This window comes from Blastococcus sp. PRF04-17 (assembly GCF_023016265.1).
Lineage (GTDB): Bacteria > Actinomycetota > Actinomycetes > Mycobacteriales > Geodermatophilaceae > Blastococcus_B.
In genome coordinates, this window is sequence record NZ_CP095412.1 from 880,354 (window position 1) to 892,778 (window position 12,425).

Sequence of the window (12,425 nt, forward strand, 5' to 3'; positions counted from 1 at the left end):
AGCTCTGCTCAGGCGGCCGGGTCCAGAACCACGGTGTTGATGGCGCTCGCCGAATCTCCCCAGGGGTGCTCATCGAAAGTCCCCACCCGGGTGCGTGGTCAGGTTAGCGGTCGCCGGGTGCCGGTGGCGGCGCGGCGGAGAGTGTCGGTGCGGGCGTGGTGGTCGCGCAGCCGGTAGCTGTCGCCGTCGAGGTTGAGCACGACGGAGCGGTGCAGGAGACGGTCGAGCATGGCGGCGGCGACGGTGGTGTCGCCGAGGACCTCGCCCCAGGAGGCGACTCCGCGGTTGGTTGTCAGCACGATCGAGGTCTTGCCGTAGCGCTGGGAGACGACCTGGAACAGCGCGGAGGCGGCCTCGGCCGGTAGTGGGAGGTAGCCCAGTTCGTCGATGACCAGCAGGGTGGGTCCGGCGAAGAACCGCATGGTGGTGGCCCACCGGCCCTCGATGGCGGCGCGGTGGCAGCGGGCTGCGAGGTCGGCGGCGGTGGTGAAGTAGGTGCGGTAGCCGGCTTGGGCGGAGGCCCGCGCAAGACCGACCGCCAGATGGGTCTTACCGACTCCGGGTGGGCCGATGAGCAGCACGTTCGTCGCGGACTCCAGGTAGCGGCAGGTCGCCAGCTCGGCGATGAGCGCCCGGTCGACTCCGGGGGCGGCGTCGTAGTCGAAGTCGTCCAGGCTGGCCGGGGAGGGCAGCGAGGCGAACCGGAGCCGGCCGGCCAGCCGGCGGGCCTCGGTGTCGGAGACCTCCAGGGCCAGCAGACGTTCCAGTGCGGCGGTGAGACTGAGGCCTTCGGCGCGAGCGGCGTCGAGCACGCCGGGGAGTGCTTCGGCGGCGGCGTGCAGCTTCAGGGTGGCCAGGTGACCGCGGAGTTGCTGGTAGACGCTGGCCTGCTGGTTCGTGCGTGGTTCGATCGGTGGGGTGGTCATCGGAGGGTGTTCCTTCCTCGGGCGGCGCGGTCGTAGGCGGCCAGGTCGATCACGACCCGGCCGGGCTCTGCAGGAGTTCCCGTGGTCTTCTCGCGGAGGTGGTCGGCAGCCGCTTGGGCCGCGGGGCCGGGTGGGATGCGCTGCTTGCTCCGGTGCGGGGCGACGGTGGTGAACGCGGCCAGCGCGGCGGTCTCCAGAGCGGTCACGTGGACCGAGTCGCGGATCATCGCTCCGGCCCCGTCGCCGGCCAGCCGGTGGCGGGCCACCACCGTCGGCAGCCGGCCGGTGGTCTGACCGGTGCTGATGTCGATGCTGGTGGCGCCGAGGCGGTGGGCCACGGTCACCGTCGTGCCGGTCAGCTCCGACGGGACGGAGTAGAAGTTGCCGCGGAAGGCGACCAGCGCCTGCGCGGAGACCTTCCGCTCCACGGTGAGCGCGGCGGGGAACGGCGCCGGCAGCGGCGTGAGCCGCTCGTCGGCGAGGAAGCTGGAGACGGTGCCCCGCCGGCCGCCGAGGGTGCGGAGCCGGGCGTCGCCGCGGGTCGCGCAGAACTCGTCGAGTCCGGCCTGCGCCTGCTCGGGCGTGGTGTCCTCGCCCAGGGTGCGCCACCAGCGCTGGGCGGCGGTGTGGTTGGCCTTCTCCACCACGCCCTTGCGGTTGCCGCGCCGCGGCGGGCAGATAGCCACGGTGACCCCGTAGTGCTTGGCGACCGCGGCGAACGACGCGCTCACCCTCCCGGAGGCGGGATGGCAGACCGTCGCCATCCGGTCGAACCGCCAGCTGCGGGTCAGCCCGCCCAGGGCCACCGAGACACGGTGCAGGGCGTCGATCAGGACCGGCTGCTCCATGCTCGAGCAGAGCACGCCACGCCAGCGGCCGGAGTGCGCCAGCGCCCCGACCAGCAGGAACGCCTTGCCGGTGTAGCCCGCGGCGGCCCAGGAGGCGGGCGGATCGGGAAGCTCGACCCAGTCCCACTGGGTCTCCTCCCCGGCCGGGTGGTCGATCACCGCCGCCGGGCGGCCCTTCGTCGGCGCGCACGGCTCACAGGCCGGGCGCAGCTCCCGGGCCCGCAACTGGCGGGTGAAGGTGGAGTACGCCCGGTCGTAGCCCAGGCCGGTGACCTCGTCGAACAAGGTCATCGCCCACAGGTGCGGGTCCTCGGTCAGCCGGGCGCGGCAGTAGTCGACGAACGGGCCGAACTCGTCCGGGCCGGCCGGGGCGCGGCTGCCGGCCTGGCGGCCGTACAGGTAGGCGCGGATGGTCTTGCGGTCGCGACCCAGGTGCCGGGCGATCGCCGAGATCGTCCAGCCCTGGCGACGTAGCGCGTGCACGTCGATGTCGTCCTCCCGTGTGAGCATGAGAGGCAGGGCTCCTTCGAGGTGGTGCGGTGGTCAGAGACCGCCATCCTCGGAGGAGCCCCCGCCGTCTCGGCGGAGCTCCACGGGTGGGGACTTTCAGTGAGCAGGTCTGGGGACTTTCAGCTGAGCGCCGTCAGTGTGCCCCAGCCGTTCGAGTTGAGCGACCAGTCGGCGGGCGTGGGCCTCGTCGTTGCGGCGGGCCAGCCACTCCGGCCCAAGGTCGTGATAGGGCTCGTCGCGGGTGAGCATCCAGTAGGCCGAGACCAAGATCGAGTGGCCAACCGCCAATTGGGCCCGGGCCATGCCCCGGCGGCTGGTAAGCCTGGCGTGCTGGGCGGCCAGATAGTTGGCACCCTTCATCCGCCCGACCGAGCCGGCGGCCTCGACCAGCATCGCGGTCAGCCACTTGTTGCCGTGCGGCGGCCGGACCGGATACCGCTTGCCGGCCGACTCGCGCGTGCCTGGAGCGACCCCGGCCCAAGACGACAGGTGCTCCGGGGTCGGGAACTGAGACATGTCCGCGCCAGTCTCGGCGATGATCACCTGCGCGACCTTCTCCCCCACTCCCGGAATGGTTTGCAGCAGTTCCAGCTGGTGCGCCCAGGGCTCAAAGGCGGCGGCAATGACCCTGTTGAGCTCGGCCAGCGCGGTCTCGATCGCCTCGATCCGGGCCAGCATGCTGCGCGCGAGCTGCGCGTGGCCGGCGTCGAAGTGCCCGGTCAGCGCCTCGGTCAGCGCCGGGATCTTGCGGCGCATCTTGCCCTTGGCCAGATCGGCCAGCACCCGCGGATCCTCCTCACCGCTAATGAGCGCGGCCAGCATGGCGCGGGCGGAGACGCTGGTCAGGCTGGCTGCCACCGAGGAGAGCTTGACCGAGGCGTCTTCCAGCATCAGCTCCAGCCGGGTGATCTCCCGGGTCCGGTCGGCCATCAGCTGCACCCGGTAGCGAGTCAGCATCCGCAGCCGGCGGATGTCCGGCGGCGGCACGAAGGACGGGCGCAGCAGCCCGCACTCCAGCAGCTGGGCGATCCATTCGGCGTCCTTGACGTCGGTCTTGCGCCGCGAGATCGACTTGATGTGCGCGGCGTTGACCAGCCAGACCTCCATCACCTCCTCCAGGCAGTAGAACGTGCCCTTCCAGTAGGTCGAGGTCGACTCCATCGCCGCGATCGTCACCCCGCACTCCACCAGCCAGTCCCGCATCACCTGCAGGGAGCGGGTCATGGTCGAGAACGTCCGCGTCTCCGCCCGCCGGCCTCCCCGCGGGCCGGGCGTGCGCACGCAGACGGTCAGCGTCTTCTTGCCGATGTCCAGCCCGGCAACCCGCTCGTACAGAACCTCCACCGCCGACCCCTCCTCACATCGAGGACTGCAAGGCGTCGCCCGGAGGGCCCTCAAGTCAAGGACACAGACCCGCGCGCTCACGGCAGCAATCAGGGGCACCCGAGGACCCCGCGCCAAACACCTCTGCGGGCTCTCCGCACCAGTGACGGACGACGTCGCCGGACGACAGCAGCATTCTCATCGCCAGAGGCTGCGATCAAGATCGCAAAGGATTACACCTCTTGCACCGTCGGCTGCGGATTCCGTCGTGATGAATAAGCTGGCTGCCATGGCGAGAAAGCGGAGGGGACAGCGGGAGACCCGTCAGGAGCCACGAACAGCGGCATCCCCGAAACGCGCACCCACCGCCGGCGCCAAGAGCGATCAGGCGACTTCCGCAGCGGCGGACCCGACCGATCGCCGCCGAGCGGCAACGACCTGTGGGTGGTGCGGCGGGCCGATCCAGCCGAAGGCCCGTGGGCGCATCCCCTCCTGGTGCTCGCCGGCGTGCCGGCAACGGGCCTGGGAGCAGTCACGGGCTGCGGCCTCCGGCCGTGCGGCAGTCCAGGTCGTCGAGCGTCGAGTGGAGGTTCCGACGCGGCAACCGCTCACCCGCCGGGACTGGCCGGATGTACTGCAGGAGCTGGCTCAGCAGCTCGACGACGGTCGGATCTACGACCGCGACATTCCGGGTCTTTACGTCGCACTTGACGCCGTCCTCGAGGCATACGACCGCCGGCCCTACGTCCGCCTCCGAGCCGCCGACGAACACCACGCGACCTGGGGTCGCCGACGCATGCCCCGCTGACGCGATCACCGATGCGGGCTGACGTACTGGGGAATCACAGGAGGTACCTCCGCAGCCCTCCGGACGTGGACTGAGCGACGTCCTCCAGCGCTTCTCCAGTGGGCGCTCCGCGAACTGGAGAAGCGCGTAGCCGGGGATCTCCTGCCGAGTCGACGGGATCTCGTTGGTCGCAGAAGAACTGCAGAAGCACCCGAGGTTCCTCCCCCATCGTCGTCGGACGCACCGCATTGGCAGTCGTCCGCGCATGGGGAGTTGTCGGACGCCAGCAGGCGAACGGAGAACTGGGGAGGAGACGACATGGGCGACCCCAAGCCTCTTCAGGATGTGCTGGCCTGCAGTCCCCTGCTGCTGACGCCCGAGGAAGCAGCGACGTTGCTCCGTATCGGTCGCACCACGATCTATGCACTCATGAAGGCCGGCGACCTACGCCCTGTGCACATCGGTCGCAGCTGCCGTCTCCCCCGCGCTGAACTCGAGCGCTACGTGCGCTGCCTGGAGACCCCCTCGGACATCGCACCTTCACCGACGGGCCACTTCGGAACAGCACGGTCTTCGGGGCGTCGGATCGATGCCACCAGACGTGGAATGAGCAGCCAGTAGCCGTATCGGCCCGAGGCTGGGGACAACTCCGCGCCCGTCCACAGTTTGCCGGGGCCACGATTGCATCAGGCGCGTCCGTGGTGAGGTCGCCCACGGCAGGAGGAAGACCCGCAGCTCGCTGGCAGGCGGCGGGTGCCCGGAAATGTCCGAACCCGCCGGAGGGTCGAAGTGGCAAGGCGAGCGAACGGTGAGGGGTCGATCTTCAGGCGCAAGGACGGCACGTGGTCGGCCGAGCTCAGCTACCGGGACGACTACGGCACCTTGAAGCGGCGGACGGTCTACGGGAAGACGCAGGCGGAGGTCCGAGCCAAGTTCCGCGATGCCCGTGAGCGGATCGAGTCCGGAGCACCGGTCAAGGATGCCTCCATGACCGTCGCCGCGTGGCTCGAGGACTGGACCTCAAAGTCACTGGCCGCCAGCGACCGCAAGCAGGCCACCAAAGACCTGTACGCCACCCTCGCCCGCACCCATGTCAACGGCCAAGCTGAGGTCCCCGCTCGTGGCCAGGTGAAAGTCCCCGCCCCTCGCGGTTGATCAGCGTGTGGTGGGGCGGTCACCTCCTCGGGTGCGGGCTTGGCGCATCCGGTAGGACTCGCCGTCGGTGGCGATGACGACGCTGTGGTGCAGCAACCGGTCGAGCAGGCTGACGGCGGTGGTGTGCTCGGGCAGGAACCGGCCCCACTGGTCGAAGGCCCAGTGCGAGCCGATGCCCAGAGCGCGGCGTTCGTAGGCGGCGGCGACGAACCGGAACAGCAGCTGGGTGCCGGTGTCGTCCAGCGGCGCGAAGCCGACCTCGTCGACGATGATCAGGTCGTTGCGCAGCAGTGTGTCGATGACCCGGCCGACGCTGTTGTCGGCCAGGCCGCGGTAGAGGTTCTCGACCAGGTCGGCGGCGGTGAAGTAGCGGACTCGGTGCCCGGCGAGCACGGCGGCGTGGCTGAGGGCGAGCAGGGTGTGGCTCTTGCCGGTGCCGGCCGGGCCGACCAGGCAGAGGTTCTCCCGAGCGCGGATCCACTCCAGGCTGGTCAGGTAGGCCCAGGTCGGAGCGGGGATGCTGCTCGCGGTCAGGTCGAACTCCTCGATCGTCTTGAGCATCGGGAAGCCGGCGGCCTTCAGCCGCAGCCGGGTGTTGGAGGCGTCCCGGGCGCCGATCTCGGCCTCGACCAGGGCGCGAAGCAACTCTTCCGGTGCCCAGCGCTGGGTCTTGGCGGTGGTCAGCAGCTCGGGGGCAAGTGAGCGCATCGCGGCGAGCTTGAGCCGGCGCAGCCCGCCCTCCAGGTCGGCCGGCAGCGGCGCCGGTGCGGTGGCGGTCATGCCCCCGCCCCGGTGGCCGCGGCCGAGCCGTCAGTGGAGTGGTCCCCGCCGCGCAGGCTGTCCAGGGAGTAGGCGGCCAGCGGCCGGGTGGCCGTGGCTGGCAGCGGGATGACCAGGGCTTCCCCGGCGGGGCGGACATCGGCGACTCCGGCGCCGGCGGCCAGGATCGAACGCACGTCGGCGGCGCGCCAGCGGCCGAAGGCGACCGCTCGACCGAGCGCGGCGGTCAGCGCCTCGCGGCCGTGGGAGGCCTCGAGGGCGGCCAGCTCGACCAGTTCGGGGCCGAGGCGGGTGTTGCCGGCCGCGGCGGCGCCGACCAGCCACTGCTCGGCGACCGGGCCGAGGGCGCAGAACGCCTTCTCCGCCGCCGTCCTCGGGCGGGCCGCCCGCTGCGGTGCCCGGCGGGGGCCGCCGTAGTGCTCATCCAGCACGCTGGCCTCGCCCGGCGCGACGAGGGCGTGATCGGCGGCGACCTCACCGGTGCCCGGCACCACCACGGTGAGTCGGCCGTCGGCGGCCAGCAGTGCGACCTGGGTGCCGATCAGCGCGGTCGGCACCGAGTAGCGAGCCGAGGAGAACCGCACGCAGGACAGCTTGTCGACCTTGCGCAGCGTCGTGCGTCCGATGCTGGGCCGCAGCGAGGGCATCGCGCCCAGCAGTTCCCGTTCGGTCTCCAGCCGAGCCGCCGGGATCGCGGCGATCTCCGAGTGCACGACGCCGTTGACCTCGTCGCACCAGGCGGCCGCCGCCGCGTTCGCCGCGGTCAGGTCGGCGAACGGGGCCTGCGGGATCATCAGGTCGGTCTTGGCGTAGCCGACCAGGTTCTCCACGATGCCCTTGCTGGCCGGATCGGCGGCCCGACAGAAGTCCGGACGGAACCGGTAGTGCGCGGCGAACCGCACGTAGTCCGGGGTCGGCACCACCACGTCGGCGACCACGCCGCCCTTCAGGCAGCCCATCCGGTCGGCCAGCACCACCTTCGGCACCCCGCCGAGGACCTCGAAGCACTCGGCTAGCAGCCCCAGGGTGGTCTCGGCGCGCTCGTCGGTGGCGAAGCGGACGAACCGAACCCGGGAGAACGCCAGCACCGCGCAGAACACGTGCAGCCCGCCGAGGGTGCCCCAGTCGATGGCCAGCACCTCACCCGGCGCCCACACCGCCGGCCGGCGGCTGCGGGCGTTGGCCTGCCGCCACGCCTTCTTCTCGGCCGCGATCAGCCGCCGGAAGTTGCGCGCCGACCCCTCATACCCGGCCGCCCGCGCCGTCGGCAGCAGCCGCTTGGCGCTGATCCGCCCGTGCGTCTTCTTGACCGTGCCGGCCACCAGATCGCGCACGACCTCATAGTTCGCCGGCCGCGGCGGCCGGACCGGGCGCTGCCCGCCGGCCTCGTGCCGTTCGATGATCCGCTTCACCGTCTTGTGGGTGGTGCCGCAGATCGCGGCCGCTCCCCGGTAGCTGCCCACCTCGCGGTAGGCGGTGATGACGTCCAACTCATCCCTCGCAGACTTCAATGGAGCTCCCCTGGGCGGTGCGGTGACTGGCTAGACACCGCCACCGTCACCGCCCAGGGCCTCAGCTCACGATCGACACGACGAGCGAGGGACGGGGACCTTCACCTGGCCATCAGCGGGGACTTCTCGATGGCCACCAGTGGGGACTTTGGCACGGCCACGGACAACCCACCTCGTGCCCACCGTCGGGACGATCTCCCTCAGCCGCTTACGTCCGTCAGACGTTGAAGCGCTCATCGTCACCAAGCGGGACGCCGGCCTGTCGGGGTCGACAATCCGGACGATCTACACCGTCCTGCGGTCCGCACTGGACATCGCCTCGCGCGACGGGCTGATTCGCAGCAACCCCGCGGCGGCAGTGAAGCGGCCCGGCGTCGAGCGCAAGGACGCGCCCCACCTGACCGCAGAGCAGGCGCAGGCGCTGCTGGAGGCGATCCGGGGCGACCGACTGGAGAACTTGTTCCGGGTGATGCTGGCCACCGGGCTGCGCCGCGGGGAGGCCCTGGCCCTGCACTGGTCCGACGTCGACCTCGACGCGAGGCAGCTGCGGGTCCGCGGGACCCTCTCCCGCACGTCCCAGGGACTGCAGCTCGATGAGCCCAAGACCGACAAGTCCCGGAGGACCGTGCCCCTCCCCCGCTCGGCCGTCGAGGCGCTCCGGACCCACCGGACCCGGCAGCTGGAGGAACAGCTCGCGGCCGCAGGGGCATGGCAGGAGCGCGGCCTGGTCTTCACCACCGAGATCGGTACACCGCTCGAGCCCCGCAACGTCCTGCGGCGCTTCGAGGTCCTTATGGAGCGAGCCGGCCTCCCCGGCGTCACCCTGCACACCCTCCGGCACTCCGCGGCCAGCTTCCTGCTGGCGGCCGGGACCCACACCAAGGTCGTCCAGGAGCACCTCGGGCACTCGTCGTACGCGATCACGGCGGACATCTACAGCCACGTCGGTCCGGCCCAGCAGCGTGAGGCGGCCGACCGGCTCGACCAGGCGCTCCGCTGGTGACCGTTGCTGTCCCTCGGGCCGCGTTGCTGTACGCGTTGCTGTAGTCACGCGAGAGGCGGGCCGGTCTTCACGGCCGACCCGCCTCTGACCTGCGGTTTCACTGTCGGGCTGACAGGATTTGAACCTGCGACCCCTTGACCCCCAGTCAAGTGCGCTACCAAGCTGCGCTACAGCCCGCGTGCCGACCGCCCTGTCCGGGCGGGACGGCCGCCTGAGCAGGTTACCGCACCGGCCGGCGCGTCCTGCCCGGTGGTTCAGCCCCGGCCGCGGTCGCTCCCCCGGCCCTCGCGGACCTTGACCGACACCTCGATGGGCGTGCCCTGGAAGCCCCACCGCTCGCGGATCCTGCGCTCGAGGAAGCGCCGGTACCCGGCCTCGAGGAAGCCGGTCGAGAAGACGACGAACCGCGGCGGCCGGATGTCGGCCTGGGTGACGTACTTGATCTTCGGCGCCCGCCCACCCCGGGCCGGTGGCGGCGTCTCCTGGACCAGCGCCCGCACGAACGAGTTGAGCTCCGACGTCGGCACCCGGGACTCCCACGACGCCAGCGCCGCACGCAGGTGGTCGGCGAGCTTGTTGACCCCGCGGCCGGACTTCGCCGAGATGTTGACCCGGCTGGCCCACCTCACCCGGGCCAGCTCGCGTTCGATCTCCTTCTCCAGCTGGAAGTGCCGGTCCTCGTCCAGGGTGTCCCACTTGTTGATCGCGACCACCAGGGCGCGCCCGGCATCGACGACCTGACTGATCACCCGCTGGTCCTGCTCGCTGATCACCTCGTCGGCGGCCAGGAGCACCACGGCCACCTCGGCGGCCTGGATCGCCGCCTCCGTCCGCAGCGACGCGTAGTACTCCGTGCCGCTGGCGGTGCTCACCTTGCGCCGCAGCCCGGCGGTGTCGACGAACCGCCACTCCTCGCCGCCCAGCGTGACGATCGAGTCCACCGGGTCGACGGTCGTCCCGGCGACGGAGTCGACGACGGAGCGTTCGTCCTTGGCCAGCCGGTTGAGCAGGCTGGACTTGCCCACGTTCGGCCGGCCGACCAGCGCCACCCGCCGGGGGCCACCCTCGTCCGGCTGCTCCCGGGGGGCGTCGGGCAGCGCGTCGAGGATCAGGTCGAGCAGGTCGCCGCTGGCCCGGCCGTGCAGCGCGCTGACCGGCTGCGGCTCCCCCATGCCCAGCGACCACAGCTCCGCGGCGTTGGCCTCGCTGCGCTCGTCGTCCACCTTGTTCGCCACGAGGATCACCGGGCGGTCGCTGCGGCGCAGGATCCTCGCCGCCGCCAGGTCGGTGTCGGTCGCGCCCACCTGGCTGTCGACGACGAAGACGATGACGTCGGCGGTCTGCATGGCGTACTCGGCCTGCCGGGTGATCGACGCGCCGAGCCCGCTGGCCTTGGGGTCCCAGCCCCCGGTGTCGGTCAGGGTGAACCGCTTGCCGTTCCACAGGGCGTCGTAGGAGATGCGGTCGCGGGTGACGCCCGGGACGTCCTGGACGACCGCGGCCCGGCGGCCGAGGATCCGGTTGACCAGCGTCGACTTGCCGACGTTCGGCCGGCCCACGATGGCCACCACGGGCACCGGCCCGGTGTTCTCCTCGGTCATGACTGCTCTCCCGCCGGGACGGCGCCGCGCGCGAGGTCGAGGATCCGCTCGACGACCGCGCGCTTGTCCATGTCGGTGCTGTCCACGATGACGGCGTCCTCGGCCGGTCGCAGCGGGCTGTCGGCCCGCCGGCTGTCGTACTCGTCGCGTCGCCGGAGGTCGTCGGCCAGCGCCGCGATCTTGTGGGCGTCGGTCACCTCGAGCTGCGCGGCCCGCCGCTGCGCCCGCACCTCCGGCGACGCGGTCAGGTACACCTTCAGCGTCGCCCCCGGCAGGACGACGGTGCCGATGTCCCGGCCCTCGACCACGACGGCCGCCGCTGCGGCGACGAGGTCGCGCTGCCGGGCGACCAGCAGCCGGCGGACGGCAGGGACGGCGGACACCGGCGACACCGCACGGGTGACCTCCGCGCCGCGGATCCGCTCGCGGACGTCGACGCCGTCCACCGTGACCTTCTCCCGGTGCGCGCTGGTGCCGACGCGGATGTCGGCCTCCGAGACGGCGCGCGCCACGGCGACCTTGTCGTCGAGGCTCACGCCGGCGTCGAGAACGGCGACCGTGGCCGCCCGGTACATGGCGCCGGTGTCGAGGTAGGCCGCACCGAGCGCCCGGGCGACGTCCCGGGCGACGCTGGACTTGCCCGTGCCCGACGGCCCGTCGAGCGTGATCTGGCCGGCGAACTCCGCGGTCACTGGGCGATGTCCCGTCGGAGGGCGACCGCGCCGCGCAGGTACACGTGCTGGATCTAGCTGCGCGGCTTGTCGGTCTCCACGTGGGCCATCAGCCGCAGCACCCGCGGCAGGGCGTGCGGGACGTCGATCTCGCGGGCGCACATGAGCGGGACGTCGCCGAAACCGAGCTCGCGCGCAGCCAGCGCCGGGAACTCGGAGACGAGGTCGGGGGTGGCCGTGAACAGGATGCTGATCACGTCGTCGTGGTCGAGGGAGTTGCGCTCCATCACCGCGGTGACCAGCTCACGCGTCGCCTCGAGCACCTGCTCCCGGTCGTCGGCGTCGACCTGCGTCGCGCCCCGGATGGCTCGGACGGCCATGCACTCTCCTCGTTCGCTGAGCGGCGTCCGCGGTCCGGCGCCCTGTCGAGTCTAGGTTCGCCGCCGGTGGACGACCGAAAAGCCCCTCGGCGCCGGGCGCCGAGGGGCTCGTCGGGGCAGTGGTCCCAGCTGCGGGGTCTCAGCCGCGGCGGTCCGGCTGGTGGAACCGCCAGCCCTCCGCCTTCAGCTCCGGGATCACCCGGGCGACGGCCTCGACGGTGCCGCTGCGGTCCATCGCCGGCCCGTCGTGCAGCAGGGCGACCGCGCCGGGGTTGGCGCGCAACCGGGTCTCGAGCCGCTCGGCCAGCACGTCGGGGTCCTGGGTCTCCCAGTCCTCGATCGTGAACCCCCAACCCAGGGGCTGCATGCCCAGGTCGGCCGCGACCTGGGGGCTCTGCCCCCACGCGCCGTAGGGCGCGCGGAAGTACGGGATCGGCACGTTCGGCGCGACCTCGTGCAGGAGGGCACTGGTCGCCTCCAGGTCCTCGCGGATCGCCTCGGGCGTCCACGCGGCCAGGTTGTCGTGGTTCATCGTGTGGTTGCAGAGGGTGTGGCCCCCGGCCACGATCTGCCGCACCAGCTCGGGGTTCTGCTTGACGAAGTCGCCCCACAGGCAGAAGACCGCCTTGACCTGGTTCTCCTTCAGCACCTCGAGCAGGCGGGGCGTGTCGTAGGGGTTCGGGCCGTCGTCGAAGGTGAGCGCGGCGGTCCGGCCCTCCAGCTTGGTGCCGGTGACGATCTCGGCCGCGGCCTTCCCGCCCTGGCCCTGGCCGGGGCCGGCGCCACCGGCCTGAGCGGGTGCGGCGAGGCCGACGGCGATCGCGGCCAGCATGGCGGGCACCGCCAGGCGGCGCAGTGAGCGCTTGTGCATTGCGAACTTCCCCCAAGGTGACGTGCGGAGTGGTGCCGGGCCGGACGGCCGTGAGGACG

Annotated in this window: 13 protein-coding genes and 1 tRNA gene; 3 read left to right on the top strand and 11 right to left on the bottom strand. The window is 71.8% G+C overall.

Translation table 11 applies throughout. The features are described 5' to 3' along the window. Positions 1 to 98: 98 nt before the first annotated feature. The 4 genes from istB (MVA48_RS04415) to MVA48_RS04430 form a co-directional block, all read right to left on the bottom strand. Complete coding sequence (gene istB, locus MVA48_RS04415; protein WP_246985848.1) at positions 99 to 926, bottom strand: IS21-like element helper ATPase IstB; 828 nt, start codon at positions 924 to 926, stop codon at positions 99 to 101. Further along, a complete protein-coding gene (locus MVA48_RS04420; RefSeq protein ID WP_246985850.1) occupies positions 923 to 2,284 on the bottom strand; it encodes a Mu transposase domain-containing protein in 1,362 nt (453 codons plus the stop codon). The genes istB (MVA48_RS04415) and MVA48_RS04420 overlap by 4 nt, the downstream gene beginning before the upstream one ends. Before the next feature lie 96 nt (positions 2,285 to 2,380). Beyond that, positions 2,381 to 3,727: an IS110 family transposase gene (locus MVA48_RS04425; protein ID WP_371821193.1), complete on the bottom strand. Its 1,347-nt coding sequence runs from the start codon at positions 3,725 to 3,727 to the stop codon at positions 2,381 to 2,383. Between the two features lie 412 nt (positions 3,728 to 4,139). Further along, positions 4,140 to 4,382, bottom strand: coding sequence for a hypothetical protein (locus tag MVA48_RS04430; protein ID WP_246986239.1), 243 nt, complete (start codon positions 4,380 to 4,382; stop codon positions 4,140 to 4,142). Between the two features lie 330 nt (positions 4,383 to 4,712). On the opposite strand from MVA48_RS04430, the gene MVA48_RS23720 reads away from it, so the two are divergent. Both MVA48_RS23720 and MVA48_RS04435 read left to right on the top strand, forming a co-directional pair. After that, positions 4,713 to 5,015: a helix-turn-helix domain-containing protein gene (locus tag MVA48_RS23720; protein WP_305852287.1), complete on the top strand. Its 303-nt coding sequence runs from the start codon at positions 4,713 to 4,715 to the stop codon at positions 5,013 to 5,015. 168 nt (positions 5,016 to 5,183) lie between these two features. Continuing rightward, complete coding sequence (locus MVA48_RS04435) at positions 5,184 to 5,549, top strand: hypothetical protein (RefSeq protein WP_246986241.1); 366 nt, start codon at positions 5,184 to 5,186, stop codon at positions 5,547 to 5,549. On the opposite strand, the gene istB (MVA48_RS04440) is transcribed toward MVA48_RS04435, so the two are convergent. Beyond that, positions 5,550 to 6,329, bottom strand: a complete 780-nt coding sequence (istB, locus tag MVA48_RS04440; protein ID WP_246980964.1) for an IS21-like element helper ATPase IstB — start codon at positions 6,327 to 6,329, stop codon at positions 5,550 to 5,552. After that, positions 6,326 to 7,840 carry an IS21 family transposase gene (gene istA / locus MVA48_RS04445; protein ID WP_246980965.1) on the bottom strand — a complete coding sequence of 505 codons (1,515 nt, stop codon included), beginning with the start codon at positions 7,838 to 7,840 and terminating at the stop codon, positions 6,326 to 6,328. Before istA ends, istB (MVA48_RS04440) begins: the two co-directional genes overlap by 4 nt. 175 nt (positions 7,841 to 8,015) lie before the next feature. On the opposite strand from istA, the gene MVA48_RS04450 reads away from it, so the two are divergent. Continuing rightward, positions 8,016 to 8,843: a tyrosine-type recombinase/integrase gene (locus MVA48_RS04450; RefSeq protein ID WP_246986243.1), complete on the top strand. Its 828-nt coding sequence runs from the start codon at positions 8,016 to 8,018 to the stop codon at positions 8,841 to 8,843. Between the two features lie 103 nt (positions 8,844 to 8,946). On the opposite strand, the gene MVA48_RS04455 is transcribed toward MVA48_RS04450, so the two are convergent. The 5 genes from MVA48_RS04455 to MVA48_RS04475 all read right to left on the bottom strand — a co-directional run bounded on the left by MVA48_RS04455 (position 8,947) and on the right by MVA48_RS04475 (position 12,366). Beyond that, positions 8,947 to 9,020: transfer RNA gene (locus tag MVA48_RS04455), tRNA-Pro, on the bottom strand. A 77-nt stretch (positions 9,021 to 9,097) separates the two neighbouring features. After that, positions 9,098 to 10,444 carry a ribosome biogenesis GTPase Der gene (gene der / locus MVA48_RS04460; protein WP_246986245.1) on the bottom strand — a complete coding sequence of 449 codons (1,347 nt, stop codon included), beginning with the start codon at positions 10,442 to 10,444 and terminating at the stop codon, positions 9,098 to 9,100. Then, positions 10,441 to 11,136 carry a (d)CMP kinase gene (cmk, locus tag MVA48_RS04465; RefSeq protein WP_246986248.1) on the bottom strand — a complete coding sequence of 232 codons (696 nt, stop codon included), beginning with the start codon at positions 11,134 to 11,136 and terminating at the stop codon, positions 10,441 to 10,443. Before cmk ends, der begins: the two co-directional genes overlap by 4 nt. Before the next feature lie 53 nt (positions 11,137 to 11,189). Then, the gene (gene aroH, locus MVA48_RS04470) at positions 11,190 to 11,495 is read right to left on the bottom strand and encodes a chorismate mutase (RefSeq protein ID WP_246986251.1); all 306 of its coding nucleotides are present in this window, start codon (positions 11,493 to 11,495) and stop codon (positions 11,190 to 11,192) included. A 139-nt stretch (positions 11,496 to 11,634) separates the two neighbouring features. Further along, positions 11,635 to 12,366, bottom strand: coding sequence for a polysaccharide deacetylase family protein (locus tag MVA48_RS04475; RefSeq protein WP_246986253.1), 732 nt, complete (start codon positions 12,364 to 12,366; stop codon positions 11,635 to 11,637). Between the last annotated feature and the right edge of the window lie 59 nt (positions 12,367 to 12,425).